The 425-nt window shown below is 64.9% G+C and carries 1 protein-coding gene; it reads right to left on the minus strand.

The window, feature by feature from the left end:
* Positions 1-50: 50 nt before the first annotated feature.
* Positions 51-359, minus strand: coding sequence for an IS3 family transposase (locus LI92_RS24470; RefSeq protein WP_046322660.1), 309 nt, complete (start codon positions 357-359; stop codon positions 51-53).
* Positions 360-425 lie beyond the last annotated feature (66 nt).

Genomic DNA, 425 nt, shown 5'->3' on the forward strand with positions numbered 1-425 from the left:
GAGTACCCGGCACGTCACCGCCACGGGGATCCCGTCGGCGGCGAGCTCACTTACGAGCGGGTAGACCCTTTTCCCGGAAGGTTGGCCTGCGACAGATAGGCCGTGGCCCGGCGCAGGACCTCGTTCTCCTGCTCCAACAGTTTGATCCGCCGCCGCGCCTGACGCAGCTCAGCGGACTCGCCAGTGCTCTTGCCAGGCTTGGTGCCCTCGTCGATATCAGCTTGGCGCATCCACTTGTGCAAGGTCATCGGATGGACACCGAAATCGTTGGCGATCTGCTCGATCGTCACACCGCCATCGCGGTTGCGGGCCACGCGCACGACGTCGTCGCGGAACTCACGGGGGTAGGGCCTTGCCATGGGGACATCCTTCCAGCCTGCCCACGCTGGGCAAGCCAACTCAGATGTCACCTACGCGTGCAGCAG

Origin of the sequence: Mycobacterium sp. UM_Kg1 (assembly GCF_000972925.1) — a bacterium.
GTDB classification, from domain to species: domain Bacteria; phylum Actinomycetota; class Actinomycetes; order Mycobacteriales; family Mycobacteriaceae; genus Mycobacterium; species Mycobacterium hiberniae.

What these genes read in the sequence shown, in the direction of transcription:
- LI92_RS24470 (WP_046322660.1), bottom strand. Translation starts at nt 359, where the DNA reads ATGGCAAGGCCCTACCCCCGTGAGTTCCGCGACGACGTCGTGCGCGTG.